General features: G+C 38.0%; 18 protein-coding genes. 2 read left to right on the forward strand and 16 right to left on the reverse strand.

Annotated elements, in window-relative coordinates:
• Positions 1-353: 353 nt before the first annotated feature.
• The 15 genes from AC2CGN_RS24445 to hutH form a co-directional block, all read right to left on the reverse strand.
• Positions 354-2,207, reverse strand: coding sequence for an SLC13 family permease (locus tag AC2CGN_RS24445; protein WP_484516771.1), 1,854 nt, complete (start codon positions 2,205-2,207; stop codon positions 354-356).
• 151 nt (positions 2,208-2,358) lie between these two features.
• A complete protein-coding gene (gene nadD / locus AC2CGN_RS24450; RefSeq protein ID WP_429983729.1) occupies positions 2,359-2,973 on the reverse strand; it encodes a nicotinate (nicotinamide) nucleotide adenylyltransferase in 615 nt (204 codons plus the stop codon).
• Between the two features lie 22 nt (positions 2,974-2,995).
• Positions 2,996-4,462, reverse strand: a complete 1,467-nt coding sequence (locus AC2CGN_RS24455; RefSeq protein ID WP_484516773.1) for a nicotinate phosphoribosyltransferase — start codon at positions 4,460-4,462, stop codon at positions 2,996-2,998.
• A 23-nt stretch (positions 4,463-4,485) separates the two neighbouring features.
• Positions 4,486-5,040: a cysteine hydrolase family protein gene (locus AC2CGN_RS24460; RefSeq protein WP_429983725.1), complete on the reverse strand. Its 555-nt coding sequence runs from the start codon at positions 5,038-5,040 to the stop codon at positions 4,486-4,488.
• An 81-nt stretch (positions 5,041-5,121) separates the two neighbouring features.
• Positions 5,122-5,922, reverse strand: a complete 801-nt coding sequence (locus tag AC2CGN_RS24465) for an NUDIX domain-containing protein (RefSeq protein WP_484516775.1) — start codon at positions 5,920-5,922, stop codon at positions 5,122-5,124.
• A 181-nt stretch (positions 5,923-6,103) separates the two neighbouring features.
• Positions 6,104-7,651: an L-glutamate gamma-semialdehyde dehydrogenase gene (pruA, locus tag AC2CGN_RS24470; protein ID WP_484516777.1), complete on the reverse strand. Its 1,548-nt coding sequence runs from the start codon at positions 7,649-7,651 to the stop codon at positions 6,104-6,106.
• 57 nt (positions 7,652-7,708) lie between these two features.
• Positions 7,709-8,596 carry a 4-hydroxy-tetrahydrodipicolinate synthase gene (gene dapA / locus AC2CGN_RS24475; RefSeq protein ID WP_429986551.1) on the reverse strand — a complete coding sequence of 296 codons (888 nt, stop codon included), beginning with the start codon at positions 8,594-8,596 and terminating at the stop codon, positions 7,709-7,711.
• 21 nt (positions 8,597-8,617) lie between these two features.
• A complete protein-coding gene (locus AC2CGN_RS24480) occupies positions 8,618-9,604 on the reverse strand; it encodes a hydroxyacid dehydrogenase (RefSeq protein ID WP_484516779.1) in 987 nt (328 codons plus the stop codon).
• A 109-nt stretch (positions 9,605-9,713) separates the two neighbouring features.
• Positions 9,714-10,436, reverse strand: coding sequence for an amino acid ABC transporter ATP-binding protein (locus tag AC2CGN_RS24485; RefSeq protein WP_286927222.1), 723 nt, complete (start codon positions 10,434-10,436; stop codon positions 9,714-9,716).
• Positions 10,433-11,089, reverse strand: a complete 657-nt coding sequence (locus AC2CGN_RS24490) for an amino acid ABC transporter permease (protein ID WP_286927221.1) — start codon at positions 11,087-11,089, stop codon at positions 10,433-10,435. The genes AC2CGN_RS24485 and AC2CGN_RS24490 overlap by 4 nt, the downstream gene beginning before the upstream one ends.
• A 29-nt stretch (positions 11,090-11,118) precedes the next feature.
• Positions 11,119-11,895, reverse strand: a complete 777-nt coding sequence (locus AC2CGN_RS24495; protein WP_286927220.1) for a transporter substrate-binding domain-containing protein — start codon at positions 11,893-11,895, stop codon at positions 11,119-11,121.
• Between the two features lie 149 nt (positions 11,896-12,044).
• Positions 12,045-12,761 (reverse strand): GntR family transcriptional regulator, encoded by a 717-nt coding sequence (locus AC2CGN_RS24500; RefSeq protein WP_286927219.1) that lies wholly within the window; start codon positions 12,759-12,761, stop codon positions 12,045-12,047.
• A 196-nt stretch (positions 12,762-12,957) separates the two neighbouring features.
• Positions 12,958-14,229 (reverse strand): imidazolonepropionase, encoded by a 1,272-nt coding sequence (gene hutI / locus AC2CGN_RS24505; RefSeq protein ID WP_484516782.1) that lies wholly within the window; start codon positions 14,227-14,229, stop codon positions 12,958-12,960.
• On the reverse strand, positions 14,226-15,899 hold the full coding sequence (hutU, locus tag AC2CGN_RS24510) for a urocanate hydratase (protein ID WP_484516784.1): 1,674 nt from the start codon (positions 15,897-15,899) through the stop codon (positions 14,226-14,228). Before hutU ends, hutI begins: the two co-directional genes overlap by 4 nt.
• Before the next feature lie 18 nt (positions 15,900-15,917).
• The gene (gene hutH / locus AC2CGN_RS24515; protein ID WP_286927216.1) at positions 15,918-17,432 is read right to left on the reverse strand and encodes a histidine ammonia-lyase; all 1,515 of its coding nucleotides are present in this window, start codon (positions 17,430-17,432) and stop codon (positions 15,918-15,920) included.
• A gap of 375 nt (positions 17,433-17,807) precedes the next feature.
• Here hutH and AC2CGN_RS24520 point away from each other — a divergent pair, with 375 nt between their 5' ends.
• Together AC2CGN_RS24520 and AC2CGN_RS24525 are read left to right on the forward strand one after the other, a co-directional pair.
• Entirely contained in the window at positions 17,808-19,250 is a 1,443-nt protein-coding gene (locus tag AC2CGN_RS24520) for a helix-turn-helix domain-containing protein (protein WP_484516786.1), read from the forward strand.
• Between the two features lie 422 nt (positions 19,251-19,672).
• The gene (locus tag AC2CGN_RS24525) at positions 19,673-21,178 is read left to right on the forward strand and encodes a catalase (RefSeq protein ID WP_484516787.1); all 1,506 of its coding nucleotides are present in this window, start codon (positions 19,673-19,675) and stop codon (positions 21,176-21,178) included.
• A 123-nt stretch (positions 21,179-21,301) separates the two neighbouring features.
• Here AC2CGN_RS24525 and thiC read toward each other — a convergent pair whose 3' ends face one another.
• Positions 21,302-23,080: a phosphomethylpyrimidine synthase ThiC gene (thiC, locus tag AC2CGN_RS24530; protein ID WP_429983706.1), complete on the reverse strand. Its 1,779-nt coding sequence runs from the start codon at positions 23,078-23,080 to the stop codon at positions 21,302-21,304.
• Positions 23,081-23,129 lie beyond the last annotated feature (49 nt).

The raw sequence follows: 23,129 nt of genomic DNA on the forward strand, positions 1-23,129 counted from the left end.
TGTTTCGTTCACTAGCAAAAGCTTGCTACTAAAAACTATATTGATTACGTTTTGCTTGTTCAGTTTTCAAGGTTCATGTTTTGCTTTATTTTAGCGTGTCACCGTGGCGACTTATATAATACTACACTCCTTTTTTAAAAAGGTCAACACTTTCAGAAAAAAATTCACCTTTTTTATTAGAGCAGAAAAACTTCCTATATTAATAACTACATATTATTTTTGGTTTCACTCGAATTATCTTAATGTAATACCGCTAACTAAAATATAATTTTATCATATTTCCTGATAAAAAATTAATAGTTTTTTTAGGAAGGAAGAACGAACAAAAAAACTCGGTAATAAAAACCGAGTTTTTAAAATGGGAAAAAGAACGGAATGGCTATCATCATTACAATAAACATAACAATCTGTAATGGAATTCCTATCCTTACAAAATCCATAAATTTGTAGCCTCCCGCTGTCATTACCAGCGCATTGGTAGGCGATGCAATCGGTGTAGCAAAGGCCATACTTGCCGCTACTGCTACTGCTATCATAAACGTTGTTGGGCTAACATCCATTGCAATCGCAGCACTCATGGCAATAGGTGCAAACAATACAGCAGTTGCCGTATTACTAATAAATTGACCAAAAACTGCTGTCAAAATATAAACACCGATGAGCACTCCATAGGGTCCAAAATCGCCGAGGGCATTGATGATGCCATCAGATAAAATCGCCATACCACCTGTTTTTTCTAATGCTGTCGCCATTGGAAGCATTGCAGCCACTAACACAATGCTTTCAAAATTCATATTGCTATAGGCATCTTCCATATTTCTTAAACAACCGGTTAATATCATCAGAACTGCACCAATCATTACAGAAATAACAGCTGGGAAAATTTCGAATGCCATTAAAATAATCATGAATAGCATAATAATACCCGCAAGACCAGCTTTACCTGTAGCTGCTGCTACACTTGCATGCTCCTTCGGTTGGCCGACAACAACGACATCCTGAGTCTCTCTTGCTAACAAAAGAATTTCATCCCATGCGCCTTGTACTAAAATAGCATCTCCAAATTTTAACTTGTGCGAAATCATATCTTGAAGCTTATATCCACCTTTTCGATTAATACCAATAATGTTTAGGTTATATTTTTCTCTGAAGCCAAGAGAGCTAACCGTTTCATTGATAAAGCTTGAATTTGGTGTGAGCAATACCTCTGCAATACCGAGATGCTTTGATACCAATTCATCGGCCTCTCCTTCAACTAACCCTTGCATCTCAAGATGATAATATTCAACGAAACGGCTGATGTCCTCTTCTTCTCCTTGAACATATAGCTCATCCTTAGCATGAATGACACTTGTTGGACCTGCCATTTCTTGATAAGTCATCGGCAGTAAATTAATGCCCTCCTGTGATTTGCGATGAATTTTCATCATGCAGAGCATATACTTAGCTGGTAGTTTTAATTCTGCTAATGATGTTTCAATTATAGGAGATTCTTCTGGAACAGAGATTTTAAATAGACGATTATTTAAATCATACTGTTTAATGATTTTCTTCGGTGAAAGTTTATAGCCTTCATTTGTCTGGGTACGATTTTGTTCCTTAGGTAATAGGATATTACGTACAAGCACTAAATAAGTGATACCTGCAATCATTCCAACAATACCAATAGGTGTTATTTCAAAAAAGCCAAGTTTGTTATAGCCTCTATCCACTAATAACTGACTAACAATTAAATTGGTCGGTGATGCAATTAGTGTCATAAGACCAGAAAGACTTGCTACGTATGAAAGTGGTAGTAGAAACTTTGAAGGACTGACTTTCATACTAATCGCTATACTTACAACTATTGGCATCATTAATGCTACAGTACCTGTATTACTCATAAAGGCACCAACTGATCCTACAATAATGAGCAGTAATACAAATAATTTCAGCTCACTATTGCCAGACCATTTTAGCAATAACTGTCCTGCCATCCCTGCAAGACCGGTACGTAAAATTCCTGCACCCACGACAAATAGCCCTGCAATCATTAAAACTACAGAGTTTGAAAAACCAGATAATGCCTCCGCTGGTGTTAAAATATCCGTAATGACAAAAGCCAATAGTGACACAATCGCTACAAGATCTGCTCGTATTTTATTGGTCACAAATGCGAAAATTGTTGCTCCTAAAATAAGAAATGTTAATGTAAGTTGCACATCCATGAATTCCTTTCTAACATTAATCATTATATTGATTGACAGCAAAAAAATTATATTTCATTGCTATTTTTATTATAGCTTACGAGAGAACATATATGATAAAATTCACCATCTTTTCAAAATTAAAATAAGTGTGGCACTTAACCACACTTCTTTATTTATGATAAAGATGATGCTCTTTAATATAATCGTAACACGAATTTGGCAAGAGATACCTTGGCTCACCACCCATCGTAAATTCTTCACGAATATAAGTCGAGCTAATTTCCATTGCTAATCCCTTATCTATAAGATGGAATCTTCCATCGTCATTATTTCTTAAAATCGGAGAACGACTAATCGTTGATAGCATATCAATTCCATGCCTTGCCATTACAATAAATTTATTTTCAGCTACTAATGCGTCACCCTTTTTCCATAATCCCGCACCAATATCCACTAGTAAATCTGCGCCCATAATAAAATGAACTTCATCCTCTGGGTGCTTTTCTCTAAAATACTTCATGGTGTCATATGTGTAAATATTCCACCCTTCTTGATTCATTTCATATGAATCCGCAATAAAACGATCATCCTTGGAAATCGCTAGCTGGAGCATATTCCAGCGATGAGTATCCTCTGTTTTTATTGTTTTATCCCTCCGTTTGTTTGAGCAAGGTAAAAAAATAACCTTATCTAATTTACAGCGGTGTGCGACTGTACTAGCCGTCCAAAGATGAACATTGGTAATTGGATCAAAGGATGAACCATAAATACCTATCCTTGCCATCGTATCTTCCTCCTATCATTTTCTATCTAGTATTCATCGTTTTCGAAATTTTTTCTTTTATGGCCCGAATGCTGGACATCTTGTTATCCCAGCAAGCTTGACTTAGATCGACTGGATATTCCTCTGGGTTCATCGTTCGTTTGTACTCACACCATAACAATTTTAAATTTTGCTTCACATATGCTTGTGTTTCTTGAATAGTAGGTTCCTCAAACACAACTTCCCCTTTTTCTACAATGCTTTCATGTAACTCTATCGCTGTAAAATTCGTAACAAATTTACTTATATACGTATGAACAGGGTGGAACATTTTTAATCTTTTTATTTGCTGGATGTTTTCCTCATCAAGGGCAATATAGTCACCCTCAGCATGACCATTCTCATTATTAACAATACGGTAAACACGCTTACACCCAGGAGTAGTCACTTTTTCGGGATTTGCTGAAATTTTAATCGTATCGACCATTTCTCCACTTTCATTTTCAATAGAAACTAATTTGTATACTCCACCTAGAGCAGCTTGATCGTAGGCTGTAATCAGCTTTGTTCCAATTCCCCAAGCATCGATTCGCGCTCCTTGCGATTTTAAATGCATGATTGTATATTCGTCCAAATCATTCGAGGCCATAATTTTAGCGTCTGTAAACCCAGCATCATCTAGCATTTTTCTTGCTCTTTTTGAAAGGTAGGCTAAATCGCCACTGTCTAAACGGATACCAATAAAATTAATCTGATCTCCTAATTCCTTTGCTACACGAATTGCATTTGGAACGCCTGAATGTAACGTATCATAGGTATCTACTAAAAAAACACAATCTTTATGTGCAGCTGCATATTTTTTAAATGCAGTATATTCATCTCGATAGGTTTGAATCATCGCATGGGCATGAGTTCCTGACACGGGAATACCGAACAATTTCCCTGCTCTTACATTACTTGTTGCAGAGAATCCACCTATATAAGCTGCACGGGTACCCCAAATAGCAGCATCAAATTCGTGTGCACGTCGAGTGCCGAACTCCATGACGACATCCTCACCTGTCACTTGTTTGATACGCGAAGCCTTTGTTGCAATTAGTGTTTGGTAGTTCACGATATTTAACAAAGGGGTTTCAATTAATTGGGCCTCTGCTAATGGTGCTTCAATTCTTAGGATAGGCTCATTGGCAAAAACGAGTTCTCCTTCTCTCATCCCTTTAATGCTTCCTGTAAACTTAAGCTCCTGAAGATATTGAAGAAAATCTTCGGGATACTTCCCCTCTTCTCGTAAATATTGAATGTCACTTTGAGAGAATCTAAAGTTATTGATAAAATCGGTAATTTTTTTTAAGCCAGCAAATACCGCATAACCATTACCAAATGGAAGTTTTCTAAAATATAGCTCAAACACAGCTTTACGTTGATGAACACCATCTTGCCAATAGGTTTGAACCATATTAATTTGATATAAATCCGTGTGTAACATGAAGCTATCGTCTACATATTTCATGTATTTACCTCCATCCCTGATTATCAAATAATAGTGGCACCAAGCGTGTGCTCAAAATGTCCTAATGCCCACTCATGTCCTGCTTGATTAAAGGAGGCGACAGCATTTTTATGAATGACAATATTGAACCCTTTATTATAAGCATCTACTGCTGTATGGAGAACGCAGATATCTGTACAAACGCCGATTAAATGAAGCTCAGTAATCCCTCTTTCACGTAATTTCAATTCTAAATCTGTTCCTGCAAAAGCAGAGTAACGCGTTTTATCCATGTAATAGACGTGATCTTGCTCTTTATTTTCTTCATATAATGGTTTTAATGCACCATATAAATCTCTACCTTCTGTATTTCGAATATTATGTGGTGGGAATAGCTTTGTTTCTGGATGATAGATATCCCCTTCTTCATGAACATCTATAGCAAAGACAGTAAATTCACCATTCCTGATAAATTCTGTTGTTAAGTCAACATTTGCCTGCTCAAGCAGCTGTCCAGGCTCTCCACAAGTTAAAGCTCCATCTGATGCAACAAAATCCACTGTGTAATCAATATTAATTAATGCTCGCTTTTTCATCATTTCATCACTCCATTTTATTAATTAGTAATATTCAAATTACAAATTACATTCATTAAAATAAACAGGAAAGACGAATCTTTCCTAATGGTAAATGGATTCAACAATTTCAAAGTCATTAAATGTATATAGTTGTGAAGGTCTGAAAGAATTACGGTTTGTCTTCTTCGGTTCCCCTTCTTCGTCCAATACCCTTTCGATAAAAGGTAGTTTGGGTGCCTTTGTAAAGAATACGGAATCATTTGAAATTCGGGAATCCTCTCCGACTGTCAGTAGCACTCGCTGTAATTCAGACAAAGTAAATTCCTGGGGTAGAAAATTTTTAGCAACTGTTGTTTGTATCATATCTCTTTTAATAAATGCCAAAGCATCGTTAATAATTTGACGATGATCAAATGCTAGTTGAAGGGTAAATACCTCCTCTATATCAAATAGCTCCACCTCAGCGGCATCATCACTAGCCTGTCGTTGCTCAATAAATGTTTCTGGAACAATGGCATAAAAAGCATTTGAAATCATCCAACCGCGTGGATCTCGATCAATTCCATCGTATACACCAAAATGTTGTATATGTAGACCCTCTACATTTGTTTCTTCTTTTAACTCCCTTTTCGCAGCGATATAGGCTGTTTCCTTTTGACTGGCATCTATAAATCCTCCCGGAAGTGCCCATTTGCCTCCTTCAATATTGGGATTTCCTTCTGCATCCTTTGCTGCACGTTTAATGAGCATAATCTTTAGCGTCATGTTCGGCGGTGCTTTTTCTTCTTTTTTTTCTGAGACAATTGTAAAAATAGCAATATCCGCTGTATAGCCATCAGGTGTTTGATATTTTGAGGAATCATAGTTTGCAAGCACGTCTTCTTCGCTCTGGAATTTTGTCATTGAAAAAACTCCTTTATTAAAAAACTTAAGTAATTTGTAATTATATAATTACTATTTAATTAAATAATACTTGTTAAAACTAATAAATGCAACTCTTTTTTAACTAAAATTAACCAACCAGTTGCCTATAGCATTATCGACAATTGGTTGGTTTATGCAATGTTATTATAAAGCCTAGCTCTTAAAGCATTTCTGAGCTTGTTTTAGCTTGCATATGAAGAAGTAAATAATCTGGCCCACCAGCTTTGGAGTCTGTTCCAGACATATTAAATCCACCAAACGGTTGATAACCAACAATAGCGCCTGTACAACCTCGGTTGAAGTAAAGGTTTCCGACATGGAATTCTTCACGAGCCTTTTCTATATGCCCACGGTTATTTGTAATCACTGCACCCGTTAAGCCATATTCTGTATCATTGGCGATTTCAATTGCATGATCAAAATCCTTAGCCTTCGTAAAGCCGACTACTGGTCCAAAAATCTCTTCCTTCATAATCCTTGCCTCTGGAGAAAGGTCAGCAAATACAGTTGGCTGAATAAAGTAACCGATAGAATCGTCCCCTTTTCCACCTGTTAACAGCCTTCCTTCCTGCTTACCAATCTCAATATAATCCATGATTTTATTATAGGCATTCTGATCAATTACAGTTGCCATGTAGTTTGTATAGTCAGTTGGATCACCTTGAGTCAATTCATTGGTTAATGCTACCACACGTTCAAGAACTTGATCATAAACATCTTCTACAATAACTCCACGAGAACATGCTGAACATTTTTGACCAGAGAAACCAAACGCGGAGGATACTATCGAAGTCGCTGCTAATTCCAGGTCTGCTTCTTTATCAACAACAATTGTGTCCTTTCCACCCATTTCTGCAATCACACGCTTTATCCAAATTTGCCCGTTACGAACTTTCGAAGCACGTTCAAAAATACGGAGACCAACATCACGTGAACCTGTAAAGCTGATAAATCGTGTGTCTTTATGATCGACCAGATAATCCCCCACTTCTGAGCCATTTCCTGGCACAAAATTAAGAACACCTTTAGGAAGACCTGCTTCCTCCATCACTTCAACAAATTTTGCAGCAATCACTGGAGTAGTGGAAGCTGGCTTTAATAATACTGTATTACCTGTCACAATTGCCGCTACAGTTGTTCCAGCCATTATCGCAAATGGAAAGTTCCATGGAGAGATAATAATACCTACCCCTAATGGAATATAGTCATAACGATTAAATTCATTTGAACGACTTTGAACAGGTGAGCCGTCTTTAATTAAAAGCATTTGACGACCATAATACTCCAAGAAATCAATGGCTTCTGCTGTATCTGCATCTGCCTCCTTCCATGGCTTACCCGCTTCCTTTGTTAACAACGCTGAAAATTCATGCTTTCGCCGACGAATAATTGCCGCAGCCTTAAATAAAACATCTGCGCGAGACTCAGGTTTCACTTTTTTCCACGTTTTAAATGCTTGAACAGCTGCTTGCATAGCTTTTTCTGCTAGCTCTTTGTTCGCCTTTGATACATATCCAATCACTTCTCTTTTATTGGAAGGATTGTAGGAAACAATCTTATCCTCTGTAGTTATTCGCTCTCCACCAATTACTAAATCGTAATCTTGCCCTAAGTACCCTTCTACAGCTTGTAAAGCATTCAAATACTCTAATCGATTAGCTTCAACACTAAAATCAGTAAACGGCTCATGCTTATATGCTACTACCATATATACCTCCAATATTATTATCCACTCAACATATTGAGCTCGTAAAAATTGTTATCCCTATCTTACTGGTACAACCAGCTCTGTTAATTTATTTTTAAGCTCTGCTTCAACAGTGGATGAAGCATCTACTAACGGCACTGAAACTGAACCAACAGGTATACCAACTAAATTTAATGCAGCTTTTAAAGGTCCTGGGTTTCCTTCTTTATATAGCGTCTTCATTAATGGGAAATATTTTTTATGCAGTTCTATTGCCTCGTCATAGTTTTTTTCTTGAACTAGGTCATAAATCTTCACCCATACTTCAGGAATAAGATTTGAGCTAGCTGTTATAGCCCCTGGCGCTCCTGCAATAAATGAGGACACCGCTCTGAAGTCCTCTCCACAAAGAACGGAAATTTTATCACCAACAAATTGAAGTAGCTCAAGGACATCACCTATATTATCTGAGCAAACTTTCATTCCAACTACATTTGGCACATTTTCAACAATCTCTTTTACTGTATCATTCGCCAAATGAATGCCTGTTTTATAAGGAATGTTATAGAGGATAATTGGCATCTCTAAACATTTATCAATCGCTTCATAGTATTCGATAAATCCTTGTTTTGTTGGACTTACATAATATGGCGTCACAATCATTACAGCGTCAGCACCAGCTTGTTTTGCATAGCTACCTAATTCTACATTGTCGCCTAATCCTGGAGAAAGCAAGCCTACTACTACTGGCACACGACCATTGACAGTACTTAATGCAACATCAATAGCAATTTTTCGTTGCTCCATATTAAGAGCAGCATATTCTCCTGTTCCACCTAATACAAGCAAAGAATGAATATGATTATTTAGTTGATCCTCGATTAGATTTGCGAAGCTTTGTTTATCAACAGACCCATCAAGGTGTAAAGGTGTGACTAATGCAGTCATAATTCCATTAAATTTCATTTTAATAATCTCCTTTAAATGTTATTTATAAGCCTTTGCATTGCCTAATACTTGTGGATTTACTACATTTCTCGATATTTTCCCATTTAACACAACACCAACTTCGTGTGTTATTGATTCAGAGCATCTATCTTTTGCCTCTAATGTGTCGCCACCAAAATGCGGTGTAAAAATTACATTCTCCAATGTAAAAAGAGGGTTATCACTATTTGGGGGCTCTTGCTCTAATACATCTAACGCTGCACCAGCTATTTTTTTAGTAACTAGCGCGCTATATAGTGCTTGTTCATTTATCAATGAGCCTCTCCCTAAATTAATAACAAATGCTGAATCTTTCATTAACTCAAATTGCTTAACAGAAAATAAATGATAGGTGCTTTTCGTTAACGGTGCATGTAAAGAGATAAAATCACATATTGGAAGACACATATTTAAGTCATCGATTTTAACAACACCATGTAGCTGCATTTCTGATTCTGAAACAAATGGGTCAAATCCTAAAACATTCATATTAAATGCCCTTGCTTTCTTAGCTAAATCCTGTCCAACTCTTCCCATTCCTACGATTAAGAGCGTCTTCCCGTTCACTTCCATAGGAAAATACGATTCTCTATAATGCCATTCATTGTTTCTAACTTTAGAATCACTAATATTTAAGCTTCTACTTAAAGCTAAAATGGACATCATTGCATGCTCCGCTACAGAAGTATAGTTACTAGATGGGGCATTCAACACGACTACGCCATTTTCTGTTGCGCTTGGAACATCTATATTATCTAACCCGACTCCATGCATTCCTACGACTTCAAGGGAGGGGCAGCTTTCTAAAATATTTCTTGTAATTTTTTCTGTTCTTACAATGACTGCACGGGCCTGGTGTTTGTTTATATAGGCTATAATGGTCTCCTCTGAACCATTCGGTGCCAACACTACATTAAAATGATTGGTTAAGTACTCAACACCATTCGGTCGGATCGTTGGTTCAATTAATAGAACTGTTTTTGTCATATAATTTCTCCTTCGAAAATATAGTTATAATACTTAGTATACTAAGTTAATGTAAAAAAATTTTGTTATTAGGAGTCTTTGTTTAGTGACAGAAAGACTCCATTAGTTTTTATAATACTTTTGACAAAAATGATTTTGTTCTTTCATGAGATGGGTTTGTGAATATATCTCTTGGATCTCCTTCTTCTACTATATGACCACCATCAATATAAATAACTCGATCAGCCACTTCACGGGCAAATCCCATTTCATGCGTGACAATGACCATTGTCATCCCTTCCTGTGCTAATTGTTTCATAACCCGTAAAACCTCTCCAACCATTTCAGGGTCCAGTGCAGATGTTGGTTCATCAAATAACATTACATGTGGCTCCATTGCTAAGGCTCTTGCAATGGCTACACGCTGTTGTTGTCCGCCCGATAAATTAGTAGGATAAGCAGTAGCCTTCTCCGCTAATCCTACTTTTTTTAGCAGCTCCATCGCTTGTTTTTCAGCTTCTTCTTTTGTTTTCTTTTTGAGTCTTATTGGTGCTAATGTAATATTTTCAATAACTGTTTTTTGTGGAAACAGATTAAATTGTTGGAAAACCATTCCCATTTTTTGACGAAGCTTATTAATATCAACGGTCTTATCTAAAATATTTTCGCCTTCTATAATAATTTCGCCACCACTCGGTTCTTCTAAAAGGTTCAAGCATCTTAAAAAGGTACTTTTACCTGAACCAGATGAACCTATGATACAAACAACCTCTTTAGCTACAATCTCTGTGCTAATACCTTTTAAAACTTGTAAATCTCCAAAGGATTTAGAAAGATTATTAACCTTTATCATGTAATAACAAACCTCCGTTCCATCTTAGTAGAAATAAGGGAAACAGTATAAATGGTGATAAAGTAGAATAATCCTACCATCGTTAAGATTTCAAAGGATCTAAAATTCATCGCATAGATGGATTGTCCGACCATTGTTAATTCAGCTATTCCGATAACTGACAGCATCGATGTATCCTTAATTGCATGCGTTAATTGGTTCACAAATGACGGAATCATACGTCGTACTGCCTGTGGTAAAATGATTAAAGCCATAGTTTGAGCATAAGAGAAACCTAAGGATCTTCCTGCCTCCATTTGCCCCTTACCAATTGATTCGATTCCTCCACGGAAAATCTCTGTATTATAAGCTCCAATATTAAAGCTTATGGCAATCAGTCCTGCTGTAAAAGCCGAAAGATGTATATCCAAAGCTGTTGGTGCACCAAAGTAAATAAATAATATTTGAATTAGTATTGGTGTTCCGCGAATAAGATTAACGTAGATTGCTGCAGGATATCGTAAAATTGCATACTTTGACATCCTCATAAAACACGCAATTAGCCCAATTATAAGTGAGAAAATTATTGATAAAATAGATATTAATAGCGTCATATATAACCCTTGCAGAAGATAAGGCAGTGCATCTGTCATAACTTTGAATGTTGTTTCCATAAAAACACCTCACTTCACATTAACTATGTTTATTTACCAAACCATTTTTCATGGATTTTATTGTATTCCCCATTTTCCTTAACTGTTTTTAAACCAGCATTAATCTTATCTGCTAATTCTTTGTTCCCTTTTTTAACAGCAAAAGCATGTTCATCGACTGTCATATGCTCTCCCACAATTCGGAACTTCACATTGTCACCATCTACCGCTAAACGATACTCAACTGTAGGAGAGTTAAGCACAAGCGCATCTGCATTTCCATTTTCTACATCTAAATACAGCGCATCTGTTTCTTTTAGAGGCTTCGCTTTTCCACCATATTGATCTGCTAATTCCTTTGCCTTTTCAAATGTTGTAGAACCTTGTGTAGCAACAATTGTTTTTCCTTTTAAATCCTCAAAGGATTGGATGGAACTATTATTTGCTACAGCAAGCACTAATCCAGAATTTAAGAAGATATCTGAGAAATCCACAACTTCCTTGCGTTCTTCACGTATTAATAGCGAGGAAGCGATATCTACCTGATTAGATTGTAAGCCTGGAATAAAACCATCAAATTTCATCTCTTTAAATTCTAGCTCTAAATTTTCTTCTTCTGCAATCGCTTGCAATAAATCATATTCAAAGCCAGTTAATTTACCATCCTGTTTAAAAATAAGAGGTGGATAGTTATTTAAAGCAGCTACACTTACTTTCTCTCCACCACTGGCACCCACATCAGAGTTGCTATTGCTACACCCCACGAGAATTATGGACAACACCCCAATAGTCCCCAATAAAAATAACAACCTTTTCATCTTATACATTACTTCATCCCCTTTGCTCGCATTTATTTTGTTAATTCTGATAATAGCGAATAATTAAATAATAAATTATAGCACTAAGGATGTCAACAACTTATGATACTAAGTATTATAAAAATTCTTATTTTATTAATAGCAAAACGGGATGCTTATTAATATCTGAAATAAGAATAGTACTTCCAATTATCCGTATTTATATAGAAAACATTTAAATCCATAGGAACCTTATTTTCTGCATAAGATATTCTCGTCCCTTTTAACACCGCAGTTGTGTCGGGTATTTGCAATGCACCTGCAATATAAGGAGTTGCAATAACCGCCTCTATTTCATCCTCTACCTCAACAATATTGATATTTGATTGCTCTTTTAATAGTTGCTGCACAGAAGAAATCGCTGTATTTTTTTGATAAACCTCTGAGGATATTACAGGTCGGATATAGTGCTCTAAGAAAAACATTGGTTGATTGTTTAAATATCGAATTCTTTTTAAATAAATGATTTCTGTATCCTCTTCTAATTTTAATAGCTTTGCAAAATGTGGATTAACCACCTCTTTAATCTCGATTGTTCGAACAGAGATTTTTTCCCAATCGTTTGAATAATGGTTTCTAAAGCCTGACATACTTGTCCAAGTTTGTTTTGGTTGTTGGTTGCTGACAAAAGATCCCTTCCCTTGCACTCTATGAATTATTTTGTCATTTTCAAGCTGCTTCAGCGCATTTCTTACTGGCGTACGGCTTACCTTGAATATCTTTTCTAGCTCTGCTTCCGAAGGTAAAATATCACCAACAAGATATTTGCCCTCTGCTATTTCTTGCTTAATTGTGTCATAAATTTTTTGATATGCTGGTTTCGTTTGAATAGTCATCTACCCCTTTTCCTTTTAGAATATAATACCCTATAATTCATTATTTTTACAAATACTTATAATACTAAGTATATTTAAAAGGTACTTAGTATTCGGAACATGGTATAGTAAATTATTATAGTTTAATTATAATCATAAAAAAATCCCCTCATTAGAAAACTGAAGGGATTAATATATTATCTTATTTATAAAAAAGTTAATTTGAAAGAATACCATCTCGCACAACAATTCGCCCATTTTTAATAACAGTATTGGTATGGTTCATACCATAGAAATATTGAAGTTGTTTGTAGTTGGCAACATCCAAAATAACAACATCAGCTTGTTTTTCTGCTTCAAGTGAACCAATTTGTTCGCCTCGATTAAGTGCATATGCGGCATTAATCGTTGTCGCTGTTAGAACTTCCTCCAGCGTCATTCCCATATGCATACAAGCTAAATTCATAATAAATGGTAGACTCAATGTTGGTGATGATCCAGGATTAAAATCAGTAGATATCGCTACAGGCACCCCTTTATCGATCATTAGACGCCCCCTTGCAAATGGTGCACGTAAGAAGAATGCAGTTCCAGGCAACAATACAGCAATCGTACCCGCTTCAGCCATTCGTTGAATACCCTCATCAGAGGCAACCAACAAATGCTCGGCTGAAATTGCTCCTACCTTTGCAGCAAGGTCTGCTCCCTTATACGGCTCAATTTCATCAGCATGAATTTTTGGCGTTAACCCTAGTGCTTTTCCAGCCTCTAAAATACGCTGTGATTGCGCTGGTGTAAAGACACCTTTTTCACAAAATACATCATTAAATTCAGCTAGGTTTAGCTCCGCTACTTTTGGTAGCATGTCATGAACCACAATATCAACGAATTCATCCTCACGTCCCTTATAGTCTCGCGGTACTGCATGTGCTCCCATAAAAGTACTAACGACATCAACATCATGAGTTGCTTGTAATTTTTTTGCTACCTCTAGCTGTTTTTTTTCCGTTTCCCAATCCAAGCCGTAGCCTGATTTGGCTTCAACTGTTGTCACACCATGCTTTAAAAATACATTTAAGTGCTGCATCGACTTGGCATATAAATCTTCAAAGCTAGTTTCTCGTGTACGCTTTGTTGTTGCGTGAATCCCACCACCTGCATTCATAATATCCATGTAGGTAGAACCATTGAGTCGCATATTAAACTCTTGCTCGCGTGTCCCACCATGTACCAAATGTGTATGACAATCCACCAAGCCTGGCATCACAATCTTACCAGAGGCATCAATAGTTTCTGCTTTCTTGACTAAATTAGGGAAATCTACTGCCAGCTGTTCAAAAGCTCCAACAGCTAGAATACGGTCTTCCTCAATAAGAACACTACCATTTTCAATAACCGCAATTTCTCGCATCTTTTCCCTTGTGCGCGGTCCTTTGGCATTACTTTTTAATGTAATGACTTCATTGGCATGTTTAATTAAAATGGTCACTTCACATCATCCTTTAACATTGGTATATGCACACCTTTGTTTTTCGCTGTTCGAATCGCTATGTCATAACCTGCATCCGCATGACGGGCAACACCTAGCCCTGGATCGGAGATTAACACACGTGCAATTTTCTCTGCAGCGAGCTCTGTTCCATCTGCTACTAACACTTGACCTGCATGCTGCGAATAACCCATTCCTACTCCACCACCATGATGAACACTTACCCAGCTTGCACCGCTCGCTGTATTAACAAGAGCGTTTAAAATCGGCCAATCTGACACAGCATCCGAACCGTCCAACATACCCTCTGTTTCCCGATTTGGTGATGCTACCGATCCAGAATCTAAGTGATCGCGACCAAAGACAATCGGCGCTGATAATTCACCATTCGCAACCATTTCATTTACTTTTAATGCAAAACGGTGACGATCCCCATAGCCTAGCCAGCAAATACGTGCCGGTAGCCCTTGCCATTTCACCATTTTTTGAGCCATATTAATCCAATTGACAAGACTTTCATCCTCAGCAAACATCTCTTTTGCAAGTGCGTCTGTTTTATAAATATCCTCTGGGTCTCCTGAAAGCGCTGCCCAGCGGAATGGCCCTTTTCCTTCACAGAATAATGGACGAATATACGCTGGTACAAAGCCTGGGAAATCAAAGGCATTTGTTACACCCATCTCTTTGGCATACGCTCGAATATTATTGCCATAATCAAATACTTCTGCACCAGCCTCCTGAAACTCTAGCATTGTACGAACATGCTCTGCCATCGTTTCCTTCGCTTTTCGCTCATATGTTTTTACATCTGTTTTACGAAGCTCCAGTGCTTCCTCAAATGTCATGCCATTCGGTACATAGCCATTAATCGGGTCATGTGCAGAGGTTTGATCTGTTACAAAGTCTGGAATAATTCCTCGATCTAACAGTTCACGATTGATGTCTGCACAGTTACCAACAAGGCCAATCGAAGCTGACTCCTTTTGGTCACGTAATTTATTGACTAATGCAATCGCTTCGTCCACAGTGTCCACGATGTAATCACAATAACCTTCTTTAATTTTACGTTCAATGCGGGCACGTTCTACTTCTACAACTAGAATAACAGCGCCTGCCATTTTTCCGGCTAAAGGCTGTGCACCACTCATACCACCCATACCACCTGTAAGGATGAACTTACCACGTAAATCCGCAGTGCCAAATACTTTTTTCCCTGCTTCTACAAATGATAAATAAGTGCCTTGCAGAATTCCTTGGGCACCAATATAAATCCAGCTACCCGCAGTCATTTGACCATACATCATCAAATCTCTATCTTCTAATTCATAAAAATGATCCCAATTTGCCCAAGCAGGTACTAGATTTGAATTGGCAATTAACACACGTGGAGAATGCTCATGTGTACGGAACACAGCTACCGGCTTCCCAGATTGAATCAGAAGTGTTTCATCATTCTCTAATTCTTTTAAAGAAGCAATAATTTGTTCATAGCTTTCCCAATTGCGAGCAGCCTTCCCAATCCCACCATAAACAATCAATTCATCCGGATTCTCTGCTACCTCTGGATCAAGATTGTTCATTAGCATACGCATTGCCGCTTCTTGTGTCCAGCCTTTACACGATAAAGTCGTTCCCCGTGGTGCACGAATATTTGTTGTTGTTTTCATCACGAACCATCCTCTCAGATTTTATTTAGATAATTCCACTAAATCATCGCTATCTAATAAATATTTCGCTAACGCCTCAATTTCATCACCAATTGGTTGATCCGCTAGTAGCGGTGGACAAAATTCACGCACTTTTTCTAAGTACTTTCGGGTTGTTGGAGATAATTGCTCCTCTGCTTGATCTAAATGAATAGCCTGTGACGCACAAATCATTTCTATTGCAATTACTCGAGCAGCATTATGGACAATTTGTCGAACTTGACGAGCTGACGTTGTTCCCATGCTTACATGATCCTCTTGGTTACCAGACGTTGGAATAGAATCCACACTTGAAGGGTGTGCCAATACTTTATTTTCAGATACAATCGAAGCCGCTGTATATTGAGCAATCATTAAACCACACTCAATACCAGGGTTTGTCGCTAAAAATGGTGGCAGGCCTTCATTCAATTGAGGATTTACCATACGTTCTGTTCGGCGTTCAGAAATATTGGCCCACTCACACACACCAATTTTTAAGAAGTCCATAGCTAAGGCAATTGGTTGACCATGGAAATGTCCCCCTGATAGTACCTCTCCATTCTCTAATACAATCGGATTATCAGTCGTTGCATTCATTTCTGTTTGTACACGATCCTGGGCATAGAAGAATGATTGCCAAGATGCACCGTGTACCTGTGGGATACAGCGCAATGAATAGGCATCCTGCATACGTATCTCTCCCTGCTTCGTTACCCGTTTACTTCCATCTAACCACTTACGTATTCTTCCACCTACCAGCTCTAACTCTGGATGTGGTCTTACTGCTAAAAGCGCTGGATCGAACGCTGATGTAATCCCCTTTAAGGCCTCAAGTGTTAAACTTGCTGCCATATCCGCTGCTAGCCCTATGCGCTCAGCTTCATTAACAGTTAACACACCAATACCTGTCATTGCTTGAGTACCATTCACAAGCGCTAGCCCTTCTTTCGCTTGTAGTCGAACAGGTGTTAATCCCGCTTTTTCTAATGCCTTACTACCACTCAACACTTCTCCATTAAATTCAGCCTTTCCCTCACCTACAAGCACTAAAGCTAGATGAGATAATGGTGCTAAATCTCCACTAGCTCCTACAGAACCCTGAGACGGTACAATTGGATGCACACCCTTATTAATAAAATCCACTAATAGCTGGACTGTTTCCTGACGAATACCCGAAAAACCACGTGCTAAGGCATTGGCACGCAAAACCATCATTGCACGTACAACATCTGTCGGAAACGGTGTACCTACACCTGTTGCATCTGAGCGCAATAGATTTAGCTGTAAAAGCTCAATATCTTCCTCTTCAATTTTTATATTACTCAATTTCCCAAATCCTGTATTTACACCATAAATCGTTTGCCCTTCAGCTAAACGTTTTTCAATACGCTCTCTACTTAAACGGATTCGCTCCACACTTTCTATAGATAGCGTTACCGTTGCGTCACCTTTAACAATTTTCTCTATTTGCTTTCTAGTTAATGTATTGCCATCAAGCTCGATGACTGACTTCATATGACATCCCCCTATTCCCTTTATGGCTGTGTAAAAATTTTTATCAATTATGCCTCGGCATAATTGCGTCCGTGATATCCGCTGAAAAGTAGTTTAAATTCTCATTGATCTCACCACCTTTAGAAGTGGGAGACGTTTGTATCTGCCGCTACGCTTTCGAAACAAAAACATTTGCTGAAAGAGGTTAAATCCATTTCCTCAAAGATGGATTACTCTATTTACATTGTACTAACTACTTTTTTCAGAAAATAGAGAATTTTAATGCAAGAAACATGATTTTTTTCTGATTTTTATGTTATTTTTATGAATATAATCGTACTTTTTTACGAAATGAGATTATTTTAAGAAAGGTTGGTTGTGATGAGGCTATTATTAATGGATCGAGACCCTGCAGAGCTTTCTGGTATTCGCTGGTTTTTACATACGTATTTTCCTGGAGATGTAACGATTGAAATGTGCACGAGTATGTCTGAGGCACCTCAAAGCATTCAGCAATTCGAGCCTGATGCAATCCTATTGAATATTGATTTATTCCCAAATAATCGTTTAACTGCTCTAAATCATGTTTTCCAAAAATATTCTGGGGCTATTTTAGCAATGACCACAGAGCCCTTATTTAAAAATGCGTTAAAAGCTATTGATTTACAGGTACAGCATCTTTTTGTAAAACCCATTGATTTAGAAGTATTAAAACAAAAGCTTACGACTATCTCTCTTCGTGTACCCCAGATCAACAATGCTGTTGAGAGGGCGACAGACGAATCCTTTTATTATCAATTATTTATAGATAGTAAGCCTAGCTCCATAGAGACAGCCAGGCATTTTACAATGATTGAGCCTGAGCATTCAGAAACATTAAACAAGCTATTTAATTGGCTACAGCAAACAGCAATTCACTATCATATGCAAGTCTACCCATTATCTGATAGTATCGTCTGCTTATTCCTAACAAATGATAGAAAGATCGTGGAAAAGGATGTTCGTACGCTGATAAAGGAATGGCGTTTAACAAGCAATAGCTCTTTAAATATTGGGATATATGATGGGGAACCTACAACTCTTAAGAATATGTATATCTTCACAAAGCGTGCCCTTCATCAAAGCTTTTACGAAGGATTCGGGCACATTTTTTATGCAAGTAAACAATTTGAAGCACAGCCATTTGATCCTTTGTTAACACCAGAGGAACAGCAATTACTAATCAGTAGTTTAGAAGAAGGGAATCTTGAAGCCGTTAAAACATTTTTATATCAACTATCCAATGAAGGAATTTATTATGAGCAAGATGACTTACGTATTCATCTAACTAGTGTCCTAGCGCAAATTCGCCGATTCATGCTGAAGTATAAATTGCATGAGAAAGCTGCTATTGAGCAAAACTACAGACAGCTTTTTCATTTAATTATCGAACATCCTATTTTTTATACCATACTAAACGGCATCATTTTATTTACACAAAGACTTATTGAACTGGCTCGTGAGGCACGAATGGAGAAAAGGGCCGATTATGTAGAGCTAGCAATAGAAATTATCGATCAACAATTTCAGGATAGTCGGTTATCTTTACCCTTTGTAGCCCATAAATTAGGAATTAGCCCCAATTATTTAAGTACAATTTTTTCAAAGAAGCAAGGCTTGCCCTTTAAACGCTACCTACAGCAGGCTCGAATTCATAGTGCCATGAAAATGCTTGTGGAGACAGATTTTGCCATTAGCGAAATTGCACATTTAAACGGATTTGAAGATTCCAATTATTTCATAAAAATATTTAAGCAGCAGATAGGCATGACACCCAATCGCTATCGGAAATCCTATTAATGAATTTTCATTTAGCTTGCTCTATTTTCAATTCTGACAAAGAAAACCGTGATTTATTTCATCTATATCGTATACAAGCATTTTGATATCATCACTAAAATTCAGGATTGATATTTCAATAAAGTGTGTTTATTGGGCAATTTTAGATTGCAGGCTACTTTAAATGTGCATAATAGAGAAAAAAATCAATGAAAAAGCATTTCATCTTCCTCTCTTACTTCTAAAATTGTTTTGAAAAGTGTTGTTTTGGGTAGTGAAATTATGCATAATTCTACTACTTTGCACATATAATAATAGTTTATATCTAAAAATAAAAATTCTTTAACGATAATTATTATAATGTACTAGCAATTCTATTTTATATTTGCTATAGTTATTGATGAAGAGTTTGACTCACAATTTTTTTCAGGAGGTAAACTAATATGACAAACGCAAATGATCGTAGCCGTCGTTTTACAACAGCAGGTGGTGCTCCAGTAGTAAGCAACCACGACTCCATGTCAGCGGGTCCAAGAGGTCCTCTGTTACTTCAAGATGTATGGCTAGTTGAAAAATTAGCGAACTTCAACCGTGAAGTTATTCCAGAGCGTCGTATGCACGCAAAAGGTTCAGGTGCATTTGGTACCTTCTCTGTAACGCATGATATTACTCAATATACAAAAGCAAAGATCTTCTCTGAGATTGGGAAGAAAACAGAAATGTTCGCGCGCTTCTCTACAGTTGCGGGTGAGCGTGGTGCAGCAGATGCTGAGCGAGATATTCGTGGCTTTGCCCTTAAATTTTATACAGAAGAAGGTAACTGGGATTTAGTTGGGAACAATACGCCTGTATTCTTCTTCCGTGATCCATTACACTTTACAGATTTAAATCACGTGGTAAAACGTGACCCACGTACAAATATGAAAAACTTAAACTCGAACTGGGATTTCTGGACATCACTACCAGAGGCACTTCACCAAGTCACAATAGTAATGTCTGACCGTGGTATTCCAGCTGGTTACCGAAATATGCATGGTTTTGGTTCTCACACGTATAGCTTTATCAATGCTGAAAATGAGCGTGTATGGGTAAAATTCCACTTCCGCACAGAGCAAGGCATTAAAAATTTAACAGGTGCTGAAGCAGAGGAAGTAGTCGGTAAAGACCGTGAATCTTCACAACGTGATTTATATGGTGCTATTGAGCAAGGTGATTTCCCTAAATGGAAAATGTACATTCAGGTAATGACTGAGGAACAAGCTCGCGAACTACCATATAACCCATTTGATTTAACAAAAGTATGGTATAAAAAAGATTTCCCATTAATTCCTGTAGGTGAATTCGAATTAAATAAAAACCCAGACAACTATTTTGCTGAGGTTGAGCAAGCTGCATTTGCTCCATCAAACATTGTTCCCGGTATTAGCTTCTCACCAGATAAAATGTTACAAGGACGAATCTTTGCTTATGCAGATGCACAACGCTACCGCCTAGGTGTAAATCATTATATGCTTCCAGTAAACGCCCCAAAATGTCCATTCCGTACTTTCCATCGTGATGGCGCTATGCGTTTTGACGGCAACCTTGGTTCAACTTTAGGCTATGAACCAAATAGCTACAGCGAATGGGAGCATAACTTAGACTATAAAGAGCCTGAATTACGCATTGATGGTAACGCAGGTATCCATGACTTCCGTGAAGATGATAACAACTACTTTGAGCAACCAGGGAAACTATTCCGCCTTATGACTGCCGAAGAACAACAACGCCTATTCGAAAATACAGCAAATGATATGGCACCTGTTGAAGAGTTCATCAAACGTCGTCACATTCTTCACTGCTATTTAGCTGATCCAGCATATGGTGAGGGTGTAGCAAAAGCAATGGGTCTTTCATTAGAAGGTATGGATCTTTCTAATCCATACGTGAAACAACCATCTAACGTTTAATTCTTCCATCTATTATTGATATCCAAATCCAACTTTAACTCCATGTGAGCCACACTTCACATGGAGTTTTTTATTCAACGAAAAAGGTTTGTGCCTAAATAAACACAAACCTTCATTACATTATTATTGATAAATCTGACTGCCTGCTTTCTTAAATTCCTCAGCCTTTTCCTGCATCCCTTGATGAATTGCCTCTGTCGTATTTAAATCTTTTTCTTTTGCATAGTTACGAATATCCTGCGAGATTCTCATACTACAGAACTTAGGCCCACACATTGAACAGAAGTGCGCAGTTTTTGCCCCCTCTGCTGGTAATGTTTCATCATGGTATTCAACTGCACGCTCTGGATCTAAAGACAGGTTGAATTGATCGCGCCAACGGAATTCAAAACGTGCCTTTGAAAGTGCATCATCTCGCTGCTGTGCTCCCGGATGTCCCTTCGCTAAATCAGCCGCGTGTGCAGCAATTTTATACGTAATCACCCCTACACGAACGTCCTCTCGATTTGGTAAGCCCAGATGCTCTTTTGGTGTCACGTAGCATAGCATTGCCGTACCAAACCAACCTATCATTGCCGCACCAATAGCAGATGTAATATGATCATAGCCAGGTGCAATATCTGTTGTCAGTGGTCCTAAAGTATAGAACGGAGCCTCCTTGCACACCTCTAATTGCTTGTCCATATTTTCTTTAATCAAATGCATCGGCACGTGGCCTGGCCCCTCCACCATCACCTGTACATCATGCTTCCAGGCAATCTGTGTTAATTCTCCTAACGTTTCAAGCTCTGCAAACTGTGCCTCGTCATTAGCATCTGCAATCGATCCAGGACGTAAGCCATCCCCTAACGAGAAGGCAACATCATATGTTTTCATGATTTCACAGATTTCTTCAAAATGTGTATATAAAAAGTTCTCTTGATGATGATATAAGCACCATTGCGCCATAATTGAACCTCCGCGTGACACAATGCCTGTCACACGATTGGCTGTTAGTGGCACATAACGCAACAGTACGCCTGCATGAATCGTGAAGTAATCAACGCCTTGCTCTGCCTGCTCGATTAACGTATCACGATACACCTCCCATGTTAAATCCTCAGCTACACCGTTTACCTTTTCAAGTGCTTGGTAAATTGGCACTGTTCCAACTGGCACCGCAGCATTACGGATAATCCATTCACGTGTCGTATGAATGTGCTTACCAGTCGATAAATCCATTATATTATCAGCACCCCAGCGTGTTGCCCAAGTCATTTTCTCCACCTCTTCTGCAATAGAAGATGATACTGCTGAATTCCCAATATTAGCATTAATTTTCACATGGAAGCTACGTCCTATAATCATTGGCTCAGCCTCAGGATGATTAATATTAGAAGGCATAATCGCTCGCCCCGCTGCAATTTCAGAGCGAACAAATTCAGGTTCCATATTTTCACGAATTGCTACAAACTCCATTTCCGGTGTTATAATTCCCTTTCGTGCATAATGAAGCTGTGTGATATTTCTCCCCTTTTTCGCACGTATAGGTTTCCTAGATAGCTCAGGAAAAACGTTTTCTTGAATACGTGGATCATCAGCATTGCGGAAGCCATTATCCTCTGGTTTAATAGTTCGCCCTACATACTCCTCAACATCCCCTCGCTCTCTAATCCATTTACTTCGCAACGCTGGTAAGCCCCTCGTAATATCTACCTTATAGGCAGGGTCAGTATATGGACCGCTCGTATCATATACACGAACTGGAGCATTTTTCTCTTCTCCAAAGCTTCCTGTTGTTGGACTTAATGCAATTTCACGCATCGGCACCAAAATATCCGGTCTCGAACCCTCTACATAAACCTTTTTACTCCCCTCAAAGCTCGACATAATCGTAATGTTCTTTTCGCTAACTGTTGTCATGACCTACTTCTCTCCCTTATAGAAAATTCATACAAGGACCGAATCTAGC

It is taken from the genome of Lysinibacillus sp. DFXJR4, assembly GCF_057196045.1.

Bases quoted from the DNA above. Each gene is read 5' to 3' on its own strand.
- hutH (WP_286927216.1), bottom strand. From the start codon at position 17,432: ATGAAGTCAGTCATCGAGCTTGATGGCAATACATTAACTAGAAAGCAA.
- AC2CGN_RS24490 (WP_286927221.1), bottom strand. From the start codon at position 11,089: ATGGAAACAACATTCAAAGTTATGACAGATGCACTGCCTTATCTTCTG.
- AC2CGN_RS24485 (WP_286927222.1), bottom strand. From the start codon at position 10,436: ATGATAAAGGTTAATAATCTTTCTAAATCCTTTGGAGATTTACAAGTT.
- dapA (WP_429986551.1), bottom strand. From the start codon at position 8,596: ATGAAATTTAATGGAATTATGACTGCATTAGTCACACCTTTACACCTT.
- thiC (WP_429983706.1), bottom strand. From the start codon at position 23,080: ATGACAACAGTTAGCGAAAAGAACATTACGATTATGTCGAGCTTTGAG.
- pruA (WP_484516777.1), bottom strand. From the start codon at position 7,651: ATGGTAGTAGCATATAAGCATGAGCCGTTTACTGATTTTAGTGTTGAA.
- AC2CGN_RS24445 (WP_484516771.1), bottom strand. From the start codon at position 2,207: ATGGATGTGCAACTTACATTAACATTTCTTATTTTAGGAGCAACAATT.
- AC2CGN_RS24460 (WP_429983725.1), bottom strand. From the start codon at position 5,040: ATGATGAAAAAGCGAGCATTAATTAATATTGATTACACAGTGGATTTT.
- nadD (WP_429983729.1), bottom strand. From the start codon at position 2,973: ATGGCAAGGATAGGTATTTATGGTTCATCCTTTGATCCAATTACCAAT.
- AC2CGN_RS24500 (WP_286927219.1), bottom strand. From the start codon at position 12,761: ATGACTATTCAAACGAAACCAGCATATCAAAAAATTTATGACACAATT.
- AC2CGN_RS24520 (WP_484516786.1), top strand. From the start codon at position 17,808: ATGGATCGAGACCCTGCAGAGCTTTCTGGTATTCGCTGGTTTTTACAT.
- AC2CGN_RS24480 (WP_484516779.1), bottom strand. From the start codon at position 9,604: ATGACAAAAACAGTTCTATTAATTGAACCAACGATCCGACCGAATGGT.
- AC2CGN_RS24525 (WP_484516787.1), top strand. From the start codon at position 19,673: ATGACAAACGCAAATGATCGTAGCCGTCGTTTTACAACAGCAGGTGGT.
- AC2CGN_RS24465 (WP_484516775.1), bottom strand. From the start codon at position 5,922: ATGACAAAATTCCAGAGCGAAGAAGACGTGCTTGCAAACTATGATTCC.
- AC2CGN_RS24455 (WP_484516773.1), bottom strand. From the start codon at position 4,462: ATGAAATATGTAGACGATAGCTTCATGTTACACACGGATTTATATCAA.
- AC2CGN_RS24495 (WP_286927220.1), bottom strand. From the start codon at position 11,895: ATGTATAAGATGAAAAGGTTGTTATTTTTATTGGGGACTATTGGGGTG.